The 14,842-nt window shown below is 64.0% G+C and carries 12 protein-coding genes; 3 read left to right on the top strand and 9 right to left on the bottom strand.

The window, feature by feature from the left end:
* On the top strand, positions 1 to 1,523 hold a 1,523-nt coding region (locus tag AC07X6_RS09740; protein ID WP_494790826.1), incomplete at its 5' end, for a ParB-like protein.
* Positions 1,524 to 1,590: 67 nt separating this feature from the next.
* Here the strand turns inward: AC07X6_RS09740 and AC07X6_RS09735 are convergent.
* The 5 genes from AC07X6_RS09735 to AC07X6_RS09715 form a co-directional block, all read right to left on the bottom strand.
* Positions 1,591 to 2,700 (bottom strand): ABC transporter ATP-binding protein, encoded by a 1,110-nt coding sequence (locus AC07X6_RS09735; protein WP_494790825.1) that lies wholly within the window; start codon positions 2,698 to 2,700, stop codon positions 1,591 to 1,593.
* Between the two features lie 9 nt (positions 2,701 to 2,709).
* The gene (locus AC07X6_RS09730; protein WP_034777933.1) at positions 2,710 to 3,579 is read right to left on the bottom strand and encodes a carbohydrate ABC transporter permease; all 870 of its coding nucleotides are present in this window, start codon (positions 3,577 to 3,579) and stop codon (positions 2,710 to 2,712) included.
* Entirely contained in the window at positions 3,576 to 4,460 is an 885-nt protein-coding gene (locus tag AC07X6_RS09725) for a carbohydrate ABC transporter permease (protein ID WP_034777935.1), read from the bottom strand. Before AC07X6_RS09725 ends, AC07X6_RS09730 begins: the two co-directional genes overlap by 4 nt.
* A 116-nt stretch (positions 4,461 to 4,576) precedes the next feature.
* Positions 4,577 to 5,830, bottom strand: a complete 1,254-nt coding sequence (locus AC07X6_RS09720) for an ABC transporter substrate-binding protein (RefSeq protein ID WP_035817882.1) — start codon at positions 5,828 to 5,830, stop codon at positions 4,577 to 4,579.
* A gap of 244 nt (positions 5,831 to 6,074) precedes the next feature.
* Positions 6,075 to 7,364, bottom strand: coding sequence for a maltoporin (locus tag AC07X6_RS09715; protein WP_474290748.1), 1,290 nt, complete (start codon positions 7,362 to 7,364; stop codon positions 6,075 to 6,077).
* Between the two features lie 345 nt (positions 7,365 to 7,709).
* On the opposite strand from AC07X6_RS09715, the gene AC07X6_RS09710 reads away from it, so the two are divergent.
* Together AC07X6_RS09710 and AC07X6_RS09705 are read left to right on the top strand one after the other, a co-directional pair.
* Complete coding sequence (locus AC07X6_RS09710) at positions 7,710 to 9,623, top strand: glucokinase (protein WP_230540749.1); 1,914 nt, start codon at positions 7,710 to 7,712, stop codon at positions 9,621 to 9,623.
* On the top strand, positions 9,607 to 10,680 hold the full coding sequence (locus tag AC07X6_RS09705; protein WP_494790824.1) for a LacI family DNA-binding transcriptional regulator: 1,074 nt from the start codon (positions 9,607 to 9,609) through the stop codon (positions 10,678 to 10,680). The genes AC07X6_RS09710 and AC07X6_RS09705 overlap by 17 nt, the downstream gene beginning before the upstream one ends.
* 7 nt (positions 10,681 to 10,687) lie before the next feature.
* Here the strand turns inward: AC07X6_RS09705 and AC07X6_RS09700 are convergent, their stop codons facing one another.
* The 4 genes from AC07X6_RS09700 to AC07X6_RS09685 all read right to left on the bottom strand — a co-directional run bounded on the left by AC07X6_RS09700 (position 10,688) and on the right by AC07X6_RS09685 (position 14,710).
* Complete coding sequence (locus AC07X6_RS09700; RefSeq protein WP_494790823.1) at positions 10,688 to 11,608, bottom strand: carbohydrate kinase family protein; 921 nt, start codon at positions 11,606 to 11,608, stop codon at positions 10,688 to 10,690.
* Positions 11,605 to 12,819, bottom strand: a complete 1,215-nt coding sequence (locus AC07X6_RS09695; RefSeq protein WP_494790822.1) for an AGE family epimerase/isomerase — start codon at positions 12,817 to 12,819, stop codon at positions 11,605 to 11,607. The genes AC07X6_RS09700 and AC07X6_RS09695 overlap by 4 nt, the downstream gene beginning before the upstream one ends.
* 68 nt (positions 12,820 to 12,887) lie before the next feature.
* Positions 12,888 to 13,889 carry a tetratricopeptide repeat protein gene (locus tag AC07X6_RS09690; RefSeq protein ID WP_494790821.1) on the bottom strand — a complete coding sequence of 334 codons (1,002 nt, stop codon included), beginning with the start codon at positions 13,887 to 13,889 and terminating at the stop codon, positions 12,888 to 12,890.
* Positions 13,886 to 14,710: a tetratricopeptide repeat protein gene (locus AC07X6_RS09685; RefSeq protein ID WP_494790820.1), complete on the bottom strand. Its 825-nt coding sequence runs from the start codon at positions 14,708 to 14,710 to the stop codon at positions 13,886 to 13,888. The genes AC07X6_RS09690 and AC07X6_RS09685 overlap by 4 nt, the downstream gene beginning before the upstream one ends.
* Between the last annotated feature and the right edge of the window lie 132 nt (positions 14,711 to 14,842).

Below are 14,842 nucleotides of genomic sequence, written 5' to 3'. Positions count from 1 at the left end.
CCCCCGCACGCCTCCTGAACGTCGTGGCGGCCACCGGCAAGGCGGTGGCGAATGCCACCGTCACCGTACTCGACGCCGGCAAGAATGTCGTCGGCAGCGGCACCACGGACGCGAAAGGCAAGGTGGCCATCACCCTGGCTGCCACGGCGAAGGCGCCCTTCCTCGTCTCCGTCACGCCAGCAGGCGGCACCACCCTGTACGCGGTGTCGCTGAAGGAAAGCGCCGTCAACCTGACGCCGCTCACCTCCGTCATCGCCATGCAGTTGCTGGGCGGTATCCCGTCGAGCGCGGCCCCCGCCAGCCTGGCGGCCATCGACGCGGCCAGGCTGCAAACGGCGCAGACGCAGCTGGGCACGGCCCTGGCGGCGCCCCTGCAAACCCTGGGCATGGCAGCCAATTATGACTTCGTCAACGGTGCCCTGACGCCGGACAGCAAGGACCCGGCCGACGTTTTGCTCGACAACCTGCAGGTGAAACAGAGCGGCACGGATATCGACATCGTCAATGCCAGCGGCAGCATCATCGCGCAAATCATCGCTGGCGGTGCGCCGCTCGCCACCGGCAAGAGCGTGCTGGAAACGCCGCCCGTGCTCAGCGCGCGCCAGCAGGTACTGGCCGCCACGGCTGCCGGCACGGATGCGGCGCCCGTCTTCCTGCAAGTGTCGCTCGACGAACTGCATCCTACCCAGCCGGCCGTCGGCTACGACCAGATCTATTACAAGCTGGGCCGCTATGGCGCGGAAGACCTGGTCATGGCCAAGACCAACAAGCCGAAGAAATTCGCCGAACTGTGCGAAGCCAACGGCCAGGACGACGTGGTGAGCAAGACGGCCAACGTGGCCGGCGCCACCCTGAGCAATCCACCGGCCACGTTCCAGTGCAAGTCCGCCGTGGGCACCAAGCCGGGCGACATGAAAACGGTCGTCATCGGCCCGAACGGCACCCTGTACCTGACGGACGGCCACCACACGTTCAGCGCCTTCCGGGATGCCGACAATGGCCAGAACCTGCAGTTGAAAGTGTGGGTCAAGGTGACGGACAATTTCAGCAAGCTCAGTGAATACGATTTCTGGGCGCAGATGAAGAAGGTCAACAAGGTCTGGCTGAAGGATGGCGGCAACAAGGCCATCGCCACCAGCCAGCTGCCCGCATCCATCGGTTTGAAGTCGCTGGGCAACGACCCGTACCGCTCGCTCGTCTACTTCACGCGCGACGCCGGCTACGTGGTGCCGTCGACGGCCACGGAATTCCTCGAATTCTACTGGGCCGACTGGCTGCGCACGCAGCCCGGCATCGACCTGGCCAAGACCGACACGCGCGACGTTGCCAGCTACATGGCCACCATCAAGAGCGCATCGACGGCGATGGCGGGCCTGAAGGCGAACGATATCGTCAGCCGCGGCGTGACGGCGCAAACCCTGGGCTGGACGGGCGTCTTCAGCCAGGCGGCGCTGGACGACCTGGTCACGCCGACGGGCAAGCTGAGCTACGCCATCGCGTATAAAAAATCGCTGACCAAGTAAGCGCGGCGCAAACGACAACGGCCCGCCTGTCAGCTGACAGGCGGGCCGTTTTTATGGGCAGCGTCGCTTACGCGATGCGTTCACCATTCTCCGGATCGAACAGGGCCGCTTTCGACAGGTTGAACGACAGCTGCATGGTCTGCCCTGGCAGCACGGCTTCGCGCGGATGCGTGCGGCAAGTCACGGCGGCGCCGTTCAGGCGCGTCGTCAGCAGCGTATCCGGGCCGGTCGGCTCGACCAGGTCGATCAGGCAACCCAGTTCCTGGCCCACGTCGCCGTGCGCGCTGCTCATGTCCGTGATCTGCTCCGGGCGCACGCCAAGGATCACGTCGCGGCCCGCATAGCTGCGCAGCTTGTCGGAGGCGAACGGCAAGGCCAGGCGCATGCTCTTGCCCGCGTTGTCGATGGCGGCAAACACCTCGTTGCCCTCGATGACGGGCTTGACGGTGATGAAATTCATCGATGGCGAGCCGATGAAGCCGGCCACGAACAGGTTCGCCGGATTGTCGTAGATTTCCTGCGGCGTGCCCAGTTGCTGCACCACCCCATCCTTCATGACGGCGATCAGATCGCCCATGGTCATCGCCTCGATCTGGTCATGCGTGACGTAGACGATGGTGGCCTTCAGGCGCTGGTGCAGCAGCTTGATCTCGGCGCGCATTTCCACGCGCAGCTTGGCGTCCAGGTTCGACAGCGGTTCGTCGAACAGGAACAGCGACGGCTTGCGCGAAATGGCGCGGCCCATGGCCACGCGCTGGCGCTGCCCGCCGGACAGCTGCGCCGGGCGGCGGTCCAGCAAATGCGTGATCTGCAAGGTTTCGGCGACGCGGGCGACGATTTCTTCCTGCTCCGCCTTCGGCACTTTTTTCACATTCAGGCCAAACGCGATGTTTTCGCGCACCGTCATCGACGGGTACAGCGCATACGACTGGAACACCATGGCGATGTCGCGGTCCTTCGGCGGCAAGTCGTTGACCACCTTGCCGTCGATGAGGATTTCGCCCGAAGTCACACTTTCCAGGCCGGCCACCATGTTGAGCAAGGTCGACTTGCCGGAGCCGGAGCCGCCGACGAGGATCAGGAACTGGCCATCCTTGATTTCGATGTCGATGCCCTTGAGGACTTCGACGCCATTCGTGTACACCTTGCGGATGCTGCGTATCGATAAACTGGACATATTCTTTCCTTAACCTTTGACTGCGCCTGCGGTCAGGCCGCGCACAAAATAACGGCCTGCGACCAGGTAGACCAGCAGGGTCGGCAGCGCGGCAATCACCGCGGCGGCCATGTTGACGTTGTATTCCTTCACGCCCGTGGACGTGTTGACCAGGTTGTTCAAGCCCACCGTGATCGGCTGCGAATCGCCGCTGGCGAAGACGATGCCGAACAGGAAGTCGTTCCAGATCTGCGTGAACTGCCAGATGATGCAGACGACGAAAATCGGACCCGAAATCGGCAGTACGATCTTGCGGAAGATCAAGAAGAATCCGGCGCCGTCGATGCGCGCCGCCTTGATCAGCTCTTCCGGCACGCCGATATAGTAGTTGCGGAAGAACAGGGTCGTGAACGCCGTGCCGTACACCACGTGTACGAAAACCAGGCCGGTAGTCGTGTTGGCCAGGCCGAATTCGCCCAGCAAACGCGCCATCGGCAGGATCACCACCTGGAACGGAATGAAGCAGCCCACCAGCAGGGCGGCAAACAGGATTTCCGAACCGCGGAAGCGCCAGTGCGCGAACACATAGCCGTTGAAGGCGCCCAGGAAGGTCGAGATCAGCACGGCGGGAATCACCATCTTGATCGAGTTCCAGAAGAACGGCTGCATGCCGTCGCAGGTGACGCCCGTGCAGGCCGACGACCAGGCCTTGGACCAGGAATCGAACTGCCACACGTGCGGCAGTGCCAGCAGGTTGCCGCTGCGGATCTCGTCGAGCGACTTGAACGACGTCGACAGGGTCACGTACAGGGGCACGATGTAGTACACCGCAAACAGAATCAGCAGCAGGTATACCACCACCCGTCCGAGGGTGAGGCGATTATTACGGGTAGGTGTCATCTCATCGCCTTTGCGCTGCGCGTTTCCAGGTACATCAGCGGCACGAGCACGGCCACGATGGTGGCCAGCATCATCATTGCCGATGCCGAGCCCAGGCCCAGCTGGCCGCGGGTGAAGGAAAACTGGTACATGAAGATGGCCGGCACGGACGACGAGTTGCCAGGTCCGCCAGCCGTCAATGCGATGACCAGGTCAAAGCTCTTGATGGCGATATGCGCGAGGATCAGCAGCACGCTGAAGAACACGGGACGCATGGCGGGAATCACGATGCGCCAGTAGATCGTCGGCAGGGACGCGCCATCGACTTGCGCCGCCTTGATGATTTCATCGTCGATGCCGCGCAGGCCGGCCAGGAACAGCGCCATGACGAAGCCCGACGACTGCCAGACGCCGGCGATCACCACCGTGTAGATGGCCATGTCGGAGTTCACCAGCCAGTCGAAGGTAAACGAGGTCCAGCCCCAGTCGTGCATGACCTTTTCCAGGCCCAGGCTGGGATTGAGCATCCATTTCCACGCCGTGCCGGTGACGATGAAGGACAGCGCCATCGGATACAGGTAGATGGCGCGCAGCGCGCCTTCGGCGCGGATTTTCTGGTCCAGCAGGATGGCCAGGAACAGGCCGATGGCGATGCTGCAACCGATGAACAGGACACCGAAGATGCCGAGGTTCTTGAGCGAGGTCCACCAGCGCTCGTTGTCGAACAGCTCGTAATATTGCACCAGGCCGGCGAACTCGTAGTTCGGCATCAGCCGCGATTCGGTCAGCGACAGCCAACCGGTCAAAAAGATAAAACCATAGACGAATACCAGGCTGGCGATGAGCGTGGGGCCCAGCACCATCTGCGGTATCCATCGGTCGAATTGCTTGCGTATGGACATAGGACAGCCGTAGAAGTAAAAACTGCGTGTGGCGCCGGCCCGGCCGAAAGCCAGGGCGGACGCCTGCGATGCATGCGATGCAGCGGGGGCCGGCGGGAATGCCGGCGCCGTCGTGATTACTTCACTTTTGCCGCTTTGGCCAGGGCGGCAACCGCGTCCTTCGAGCTCATGTTGGTGTTCATGAACTTGGCGATGACGTCGGTCACGGCACCTTGCGTGGCCGATGGCAGCGCCATGCCGTGGGCGAACGATGGCACCAGGCCGCCGGTCTTGTTGGTGGCGTCCATGTCTTCCATCGATTTCAGGGCGCAAGCGTCAAACTTGTCCTTCGATACGCCGGAACGCACGGGGATGGAACCCTTGTTCAGGTTGAAGATCGACTGGAACTTCGGATTCATGATGGCGTTGGCCAGGGCGATCTGCCCTTTCTTCGCATTCGCATCCTTTTGCGTGAACATGGCAAACGAATCGATGTTGAAGGTGTAGGCCTTGTCCGTGCCAGGCGCTGCCACGCACAGGTAGTCCTTGCCCGGCACCTTGCCGGCAGCCGTGAACTCGCCCTTGGCCCAGTCGCCCATGAACTGGAAGCCGGCCTTGTTGTTGATGACCATGGCGGTGGCCAGGTTCCAGTCGCGGCCGGCCGCATCCTTGTCGATGTAGGTCTTCACCTTGCCCAGGGTGTCGAACACCTTGAGCATGGTCGGGCCGGTCAATTCCTTCTGGTCCAGCTTGAGGATGGCCTTTTTGTAGAATTCCGTGCCGCCCACGCCCAGCGCGACGGATTCAAACACGGTGGCGTCCTGCCATGGCTGGCCGCCGTGGGCGATCGCGATGCCGCCCGATTTCTTGATTTTCTCGGCCGCGTCGAAGAACGCATCCCAGGTGGTCGGGGTGGTGGCCACGCCGGCTTTTTTCAGCACTTCCGGATTGACCCACATCCAGTTGACGCGGTGGACGTTGACGGGAGCGGCGACGTAGTGGCCCTTGTATTTCATGATGTCGGCGACGACTTTCGGCAGCACGGCATCCCATTTGCCTGGAATGGCGGCATCATCGATATTGGCCAGCACGCCTTCCGCGCCCCACTCCTGGATCGATGGACCCTTGATCTGGGCGGCCGTTGGCGGGTTGCCGGAAATGACGCGGGTTTTCAGCGCGGTCGCGGCGTTTTCGCCAGCGCCGCCAGCCACGGCGAAATCCTTCCAGCCGAAGCCGCTTTCCTTCACGATTTGCTGCAACTGGCCCACGGACTTCGCTTCGCCGCCGGAGGTCCAGTAGTGCAACACTTCCACGTCGGTCGCAAACGCGCTGCCGGCAAACGCCAGGGTGGTCAATGCGGCCAGTTGGGTAATCTTGAATTTCAGTTTCATCTCCACATTCCTTTTTTGATCAAGCTTTTAGGGGGCTTCGGCATACGGGGGCCGAAAAAGGTGAAATCTGCGCCTGTACCGGCGCTCTTGTGCTCAGACCCGCTTGCAAACGGGCATCATCTTGGTGTAAAGACGGCGCCGCGATCCATGATATGACTACATTGCATTTATATCACGGGACGGCGCCAAAAACGCATCCGCGAAGGATGCGCCAGGTTGATCTAGACTGACTACGACTGCAAACTTAGAACCAAGTTTCCACCTGGAAACCATAGGACGTGCCGCTGGTATTGTTGTTGTAGATCGGGCCGCCGTTGTTCGACGCATTGACCGAGGCGGTGGCCGCATCGTTCCATTTGCCGTAGGTCACGAAAGCGCGCAGTTCAGGACGCGACCACAGGCCAGGGCCGGCCGAGATCGTCGGGGCGATGGTCAGCTTGGTCAGGCGCTTGGCCGGCAGGCCGCCCGCTTGCGTCACGCGGTCCGTGCCCAGTTCGCCCACCAGCTTGAAGTTGTTGGTGAACGCGTACACCGGGCGCACGCCGACCGAGGTCCAGGTCGAGGAACCGTTGGCGTTCGACTCGTCTTTTTGCCACAGGGCGACGAATTCCATGCCGAAGTTGGCCATCGGCTGGATCGCCATGTCATTGAAGATGCGCGTGCGTTTCACGTCCGAACCCAAACCGGTGTCGCCCGAAGCGCCGAACTGCGCGCCCTGGCCCGTGCCAGGACCGACGCCGTACTGCACGCCGAAGGTGTTGCCGCCGCCAAACACTTTACCTTGACGGTGGAATGCCGACAGTTGCCAGCCGTTGTGTTTCTTGCCGTAGACGTCGTTGTCCTTGCCTTCGCCGATGATGTAGGTCGCGGCCAGGTCCAGGGTGCCGTTTTCATTGACGGGAATCTCGCCGTAGATGAAGTTCTGGCGCACGGCCGAGGTAGTGCCGAGGATGGCGCCATTGTCGTCGCGCTTGTTGAGATCGCGGTCCTTGAAGAAGGCGTACGAGAATTTACCGGGGCCGGCAGGAATGCGGTCCAGGCCGGCGCCCGTGCCGTTCATGTTGATGTATTGCAAGTCCAACATGTGGATGTCAGGACGGTAGTAGAAGCGTTTACCGATCCAGGCCGTGCCGCCGTTCAGGAAATCGAGTCCCTGCGCTTCGACGTAGGCCTTGACGATGCCCAGCTTGTTGTCGCCGAAATCCGAATTCGGCGCGTAGGCGTTGACCCAGATGGTGGCCAGGTAGTTCACGCCGCCGGACTGGGCGACGGACTTGGTGTAGCCGAATTCCGTGTAGGCGTCGCACTCATTGCCCAGACGGTACTTCATGGTATTGCCGCCCAGGCCGAAGCAGCCTTGCGAACCGCCGTCGCCCGACGTATTGCTGCCGGCGCCAGCGCGCAGGTAGCCGTGGAAGCCTTCGGAGTCGGATGGGTACATGGGGTCGGCGGCAGCGGAACCGCTGGCGATGGCCAAGACGATGGCAGCTGGCAGTGTTTTCAACACGGCCTTCAACATGGTGCGATGCAGCATGGTAAGTCTCCTCAGTAATTTATTTTTTATCTAGTCATTCGTGGCCGAATGTACTGGCCAGAATTCTTTCCAGCAGGGACATAGTAACTATACTACGAACAAATATCAACATATTATGTTGTAATCCTACGACTACTCTGCGACACTTTATTTGCGCCCGTATTTGCCGCTGGAAGGCACTGCTTTTCATGGTGACGTGTCCGTTTTTGACCCGATACATGAGCATCTGCAAGGCAGGGCTGCATTTTTCGGCACGCGGGACGTATACGAATTAAAATCCTTGGTTTTTGCCATAATGACAGTGCGCCGCCACGACCGCGCACGCAAACGAGACTAGGCACCGCCATGAAAATTGATGAAAAAATGGAAGTAGCAGGCAGCGATCCGGCGGAGCGTTTCAGTGAGGGGCCACGCCTGCTGGCAGACATCGGCGGCACCAATGCCCGCTTCGTGCTGGAAACGCGCCAGGGCCACCTGGAAGCGGTGGCCGTGCTGCCCTGCGACGACTACGCCTCGCTGCTCGACGCCATCACCGCCTATATGGATAGCAGCGAGGCGCGCGCCGCCGGTTCGGCGCGCGTGCGCCATGCGGCCATCGCCATCGCCAATCCCATCGACGATGACAATATCCGCATGATGAACCATCACTGGTTCTTCTCGATCGAGGCGATGCGCGCCGCGCTGGGCCTCGACACCCTGCTGGTGGTAAACGACTTCACGGCGCTGGCCATGGCCCTGCCCTATCTGCGGCCCGACCAGCGCCTGCAGATCGGCGGCGGCATGGCGCGCGCCGACAGCGTCATCGGCCTGCTCGGTTCGGGCACGGGCCTGGGCGTGTCGGGCATGATCCCCGCCGAAGACCGCTGGATCGCGCTGGGCAGCGAAGGGGGACACGTCAGCTTCGCCCCCTGCGACCAGCGCGAGATGGACGTGCTGTCCTTCGCCTGGCGCGAGCTGTCGCACGTCTCGGCCGAACGCCTCGCTTCCGGGCGCGGGCTGGAACTGATTTACCGCGCCCTGTCCGACCGGGCTGGCCGGCATGACGTGCCGCCGCTGCTGGCGGCCGACATCACCAGCCGCGCCCTGAACAATGAATGCGACGTGTGCCTGGAAGCGGTCGACTGCTTCTGCGCCATCCTCGGCTCCATCGCCGGCAACGTGGCCATGACCCTGGGCGCGCTGGGCGGCATCTATATAGGCGGCGGCATCGTGCCGCGCCTGGGGCCTTTGTTTGAACGGTCGCAGTTCCGCGCCCGCTTCGAGCAAAAGGGCCGCCTGAACGAATACCTGGCGCAGATTCCCACCTTTCTGATCACGGCCGAACTGCCTACTTTTCTGGGCATCGCCGCGATCCTGGCGCAAAAGCTCAAGCGCGCCCATACCGGCGCGCCCGTGCTCGAATCCGTGCGCCAGGCGCGCGGCCGCATGAGCCCTTCGGAATGCAAGGTGGCCGACTGGGTCCTGAAGGAACCGAACGCCATGCTGACCCTGCCGATCGCCGAAATCGCCCAGAGGGTCGGCGTCAGCCAGCCGACCGTGATGCGCTTTTGCCGCTCGATCGGCGTGCAGGGCCTGGCCGATTTCAAGCTGAAGCTGGCCTCGGGCCTGACGGGCGGCGCCATCACGGTGGCCCACTGCCACGTGGAGATTTCGGATTCCGACGCGGAACTGGCGCGCAAGGTGCTGGGCAATAACGCCTCGGCCGCGCTGGCCCTGCGCGACATGCTCGACGTCAAAGCGCTGACGGCCGCCATCGAACTGCTGCGCGGCGCGCAGCGCGTGGAATTGCTGGCCGTGGGCAGCGCCCGCGTGGTGGCCGACGACATGCAGCACAAGCTGCTCAACCTGGGCATCGTCAGCAGCTTCTTTGCCGACCCGCAGGCGCAGGAAATGAGCGCCGCCATGCTCAAGCCTGGCGACGTGGCGCTGGTCATTTCCCGCTCCGGCGCCCTGCCCGACCTGCTGCGCACCGTCAAGGTGGCGCAGGGCTGCGGCGCGCGCGTGCTGGCCATTACGGCCAGCGGTTCGCCGCTGGCCAAGCTGGCCGACGTGCTGCTGACCCTGAACCACCCGGAAGGCAACCTCAATTTCGTGCCCATGATCGTGCGTTTGCTGCAGCTGATGATGCTCGATATCCTGTCGGTGGGACTGGCGCGGCGCGACACGGCGCAGCGCACCAGCGCCGCCGAGCTGGAAGAGGGTCAATTGCACGGCATGCGCATCAGCGGCAAGCTGAAATTCGGTGGCCACCTCGAATAAGGCGGCGCATGCCGCCCACGCCTCCTCCGACACGGCCAGCGGCGCCACCGTGCACGACGTGGCACGCCTGGCCGGCGTATCGGCCATGACGGTATCGCGCGTCATCAACGGACGCGCCAGCGTCAGCACGGCCACGCGCGACAAGGTCGAGGCGGCGATCGCCAGCCTGCACTACCAGCCCAACCTGGCGGCACGCGCGGCACGCACCGGCACGCTGCGCATCGGCTTGCTGTACAGCAACCCCAGCGCGGCCTTTCTCAGCGAATTTTTAGTTGGCGCCATGGACCAGTGCCGCCAGGGCGGCGGCCAGCTGCTGCTCGAGCGCTGCGAAGACCTGGACAGCCAGCGCGCCGGCATCGATTGCCTGGTGGCGGCGGGCGTGGACGGCATCCTGGTGCCGCCGCCCCTGTGCGATTCGCCGCAAGTGCTGGCGCAGCTGAACCAGATGGGCATTCCCGCCATCGCCGTGGCCACGGCCCGCCCCTCGCCCGATGTGTCGGCCGTGCGCATCGACGACTACGAAGGCGCGCTGGCCATGACGCGCCATCTGCTCGCGCTGGGCCACCGCGACATCGGCTTCATCGAAGGCGACCCGGCGCACACGCCCGCCCTGCTGCGCCGCCAGGCCTTCGAGGACGCCATGCGCGAAGCGGGCGTGCAGGTGCCGCCGCAGCGCGTGGCGCAAGGCTATTTTACGTATCGTTCGGGACTCGATGCGGCGCGCCAGCTGCTGGCGCAAAAGCCGTACCCCAGCGCCATCTTCGCCAGCAACGACGACATGGCCGCCGCCACCCTGGCCGTGGCGCACGGCATGGGCCTGCAGGTGCCGGCGGAACTGAGCGTGTGCGGCTTCGACGACACGCCCGTCGCCACCACCGTCTGGCCCGAGCTGAGCACCATCCACCAGCCCATTGCCGACATGGCGCGCGCCGCGGTCATCCTGGTGATCGACGAAATCCGCCAGCGCCGTGCGGGCGAAACGGCGCCCGCCACGCATCACCTGATGGCGTTCACCTTGATGAAACGGGCGTCGACGGGGGCATGCAGCCCCCGCTGACCTGCCCTTAGCGCACCAGCGTGCGCTGCGCCAGCGCTTGCACCAGTTCCACCGAGGGCGGCGAGCCGCCGGCCGCCAGGCAGGCGCCCGCGCCCGCAGCGACGGCAAAGCGCAAGTGCTCGCCGCCGTCCGCTTCGGGACGGTACATCAGGCTGTACAGCAAGCCGCCGATGCTGGCGTCGCCCGCGCCCACCGAGTCGACCACCTCGATGACGGGCGGCGCCGCCTGCCATGTCTGCCCGCCCTGGTACAGCGCCGCGCCCTGCGACCCACGCGTATACAAATAGGTGGCTTGCGGATTCCAGCCGCGCAGCACGGCAAACGCGCCATCGATGTCGTCGTGGCGGAACAGGCCCGCCAGGTCTTCATCCGACACCTTCACCACGTCGGCCAGCTCCGTCATGCGGCGCAGGGTGGCGTCGTAGCGTTCATCCATCATGATGCGGAAGTTCGGGTCGTAGCTGATTTTCACGCCAGCGGCCTTGAGTTCCTGCGCCAGCGCCAGCAGCTTGCCGGCCAGCGGTTCGCGCGCCAGGCTGATGCCGCCGAAATGCACCCATTGCGCGCCCTGCATCCAGCCGGCCGGCAGTTGCGCCGCGTCGAAATGCAGGTCGGCGCTGTCGTCGCCGATGAAGTAATACGTGGGTGGATGCAGTTCATGCACGATGGCCAGCAGCGGCGACTTCGCGCGGCGCTGCAAAAAACGCATGTCCAGCCCCGCCGCTTCGGTGGCAGCGGCCAGCGCGTCGCCGAAGACGTCGAGGCTGACGGCGCCCGCAAAGGCGCTGGGCACGCCCAGCCGAGCCATCACGCGCGCCACGTTCCAGGTCGAGCCGCCCACCTGGCTGCTCCAGGCGTCCGCGCCCGTGCGCAGCATGTCCGTCAGCGCCTCGCCGGCCGACACGAACGTCGGGAAAGCGGCGCTCATGCGGCACCTTTGAGCACGTTCAGCACTTCATAGCAGGCGCCCATGGTGTGGTAATCGACCTTGCCAGCGGGGCTTTTCTCGTTGCTGATTTTTTGATTCTCGGGCGTCAAAATACGGTACCAGGCGCCGTGCTCGTGGTCGACGAAATGCGTCCAGCTGTAATCCCATATCTTGTCGTAGCTGCGCCAGTAGGCGTCGTCGCCCGTGCGCGCGGCCAGCACGGCGGCGGCGGCAAAGCTTTCCGCCTGCACCCAGAAGTATTTGTCGCCGTCGCAAATTTCATCGTGCGGACCGAAACCGTAGTGGATGCCGCCATGCGCGCCATCCCAGGCCTTCGCCAGCGCTGTGTCGTACAGTTCGCGCGCACGGGGCAGCAGCCAGCCGGACGGTCCGGCCATGAACCGGCTGTGACGCTCCATGATCAACAGCAGCTTGGCCCACTCCGTGAAGTGGCCGGGCTGGTAACCCCAGGGACGGAAGATATTGCTCTTGTCGTGCAGGTTGTAATCCCAGTCGATAGCCCAATCGGGCGTGTAGTGTTCCCAGATCATGCCGTTCGCCAGCCCCGCCTGGCGCACCGTGATGTTGTGCGCCAGCGTTTCGGCGCGGTGCAGGTAGCGTGCTTCGCCCGTCGCCTCGAACGCGGCCAGCATGGCTTCGCAGGCATGCATATTGGCGTTCTGGCCACGGTAGCCGTCCAGGGTGGACCAGTCGGCGCTGGCCACGTCCGCATACAGGCCGTGTTCGGGCAGCCAGAAGCGCTGCTCCATCAACTCGAACGTTTCGTCCAGATACGCGCCTGCCTCCGTTACCCCCGCCTGCAAGGCATGGGCATACGCGAGCAGCACGAAAGCCAGGCCATAGCAGTGATTGGCGCCGTCTTCCACCGTTTTGACGCCGTCTTTCCACGACAGTTGCCAGGCGTAGCCGCCCGTGGCCGGGTCGCGGTGCACGTCGCGCAGGAAGGCCACGCCGTGGCGCAGCGCCGCCTGGTAATCGTCGCCGCCGAAGTGGCGGTAAGCCATGGCGTAATTGAAGATGAAGCGCGTGCTGCTGACCAGGTGGCGCGTGGCAGCGTCGTAGACGGTGCCGTCGTCGAGGAAGAAGTGGTAAAAGCCGCCGCTCGGATCAACGGCGCGCGGGTGATAAAAGTGCATCGTGTGCAGGATGTGCCCTTCGAGCATCTGCCTGGAGCGGAAATCGGGATTCATGGGCCTCTCATGGTATTGTTATCGATAACAATGATGATAGCATGCCGTTTCCGCCCCGTCTCATCCACTTAGGGCGTCCTGGCCAGCCTGAGCTTTTCGCGCCACAGCGCCGCTTGCGCCGGGTCGCCCGCCTGTCCCAGCTCGCCCTTATCGTACACCTTGACCAGCCGTTCGATGGCTTCCGCGTCGCCCTGCTTCGCCGCCAGCAGATACAGCTCGAAGGGCTGGGGCGCCGGCCCTTGACGCGTGGGACCGCCGCGGCCCTGCTCCAGCAGGCGCGCGAAACCCGTCTGGCCCGGCGGGCTTTTCGCGATGGCCGCCATTTCATACCAGCCCAGGGCCGCCTCGTCGCTCTGCGGCACGCCCTGCCCCACTTCATATGAATAAGCGACATTGTTCAAGCCGGGCGGATCGAGCGCCTTGGCCGCCCGCATGTACCAGCCGAACGCTTCCTTGCGCTGCGCTTCGTCGTGCGCCGTCATCATCAGGCGGTAGCCGATCTCATTGTAGGCGGGAATAAAACCGTTTTCGGCATAGAACTTCAGCCAGTGCAGCGCGTGCGCCTGTTCTTCCCGGCTGCTGTGAATGTTCTCAAAGTGCATGGCCACGGTGAAGTTGGCCAGTTCCACACCTTGCGCGGCACCCTTGCGCGACCAGTATTCGCCTGATTTTCGGTCGATGGCCATGCCCTGGCCCAGCGTATAGGCCACGCCCAGGAATGCCTGGGCCGGGCCATAGCCGCCTTCGGCCGATTTCCGCATCCACGCCAGGCCCGCGTCAAAGTCGCGCGGCGTGCCCTCTCCGTCGTGCAGCATCCGCGCCAGGTCCAGCTGGGCGACAGTGTCTCGCCCTTGCGCCGCGCGGCGCGCCGTTTCGTAGGCGGCGACCTTGTCCGGCGACAGGTCGGCCGGGCGGTTGATCGCGGCCTGCACCCTCGCGCGCATGTCATCGAGGCCGGACATGTCGAATTCGGCCAGCGCCGGATGCTGGCGCGGTTCCTTGGCGGGCGCAGGCTGCGCCAGCACGCTCTGCGCCAGCGCCAGGGTCAATGACAATACGATGGTTTTCATTTCTTCTCGCTTTCCGCCAGCCTGGCGCGCCATTCGGCGGCGTCTTCGGCATTCGCCTGTTGTCCCAGCTCGCCTTTGACATACACGTCGAGCAAGCGCCGCATGGCGGGCAAGTCGCCGCTCCATCCCGCCCGCTCGTACCAGACCAGGGCCAGCTTGTCCGACTGTGCCACACCCAGGCCCAGCTCGTGCGCGCGGGCCAGGTTGCGCATGCCGGCCGGTTCCTTTTCGCGCGCCGACCTGTAAAACCAGTGGAAAGCCTCGCCGCGGTCCTGCTCGTCGGCGGCTGCGCGCATCAGGTGTTCGCCGAGCGCGTTATAGGCAGGAATAAAGTGTTCTTCGAGCGCGGCCTTCTTCAGCCAGGTGATGGCCAGCGCCTGCTCTTCGGCAGGGCTGCTGCCATCGATGAATTCCAGCGCCAGGATGGTTTGCGCCAGCGCATCGCCTTGCGCCACGCCCTTGCGCAGCCAGTATTCTCCCTGCACGCGGTCGATGGGCACCTTGCCGCCCACGGTATAGGCCAGCCCCAACGCCGATTGCGCCGGCGCATAGCCGCCTTCGGCCGACTTGCGCACCCAGGCCATCGATAGCGCCGTGTCTTGCGGGGCGCCGACGCCCAGCTGCAGCATGCGCGCCAGCTCCAGCTGCGCCTCCACGTCGCCCGTTTCAGCCACGCGCCGGGTTTCGGCAAACTCGGCGATGCTTTCCGGACTATGGCTGGCCGCATCCGCCCGTGCCTTGATGGCGATCAACTGCAGATCGAGCAAGGTGGGCGCGGTTTGCGCCAGAACAGGCAGCGGCAATAGCAGAGGGATCAACAACAGTAGTTTCCTGGTCATGCGGCGGTATCGGAAAGAAGAAAACACGCATGGTAGCCGATGCCATGCGGGACAGGCGCGCACGGTAGGCGAAGTTTGACAGGGCAGGCCGGCAGGCTTACATTGCACGGGCCC

It is taken from the genome of Janthinobacterium sp. GW460-12-1-14-LB5 (assembly GCF_059423585.1).
This window is presented reverse-complemented; position numbering and strand designations above follow the sequence as displayed.